The sequence below is a fragment of the Pseudoalteromonas sp. genome, from assembly GCF_036960685.1.
Taxonomy (GTDB): Bacteria; Pseudomonadota; Gammaproteobacteria; order Enterobacterales; family Alteromonadaceae; genus Pseudoalteromonas.
In genome coordinates, this window is the sequence record NZ_JBALXK010000010.1 from 147980 (window position 1) to 148182 (window position 203).

Annotated in this window: 1 tRNA gene; it reads right to left on the reverse strand. The window is 49.8% G+C overall.

The features are described from left to right. Positions 1-126: 126 nt before the first annotated feature. Positions 127-203 (reverse strand) — tRNA-Arg (locus V7783_RS10700).

Sequence of the window (203 nt, forward strand, 5' to 3'; positions counted from 1 at the left end):
TCGACCGCTAGGTTGGTGGTCCCATTTTAACAAGCGCGGGATAAACCCGCGCCTACAGCAAATTTTAGGCATAAAAAAACCGACTATCGTCGGTTGTCTTCTATTAACTTAAATAGTAATAGAAAGTGGTGGGCGCAGGAGGATTCGAACCTCCGACCGCTCGGTTCGTAGCCGAGTACTCTATCCAGCTGAGCTATGCGCCC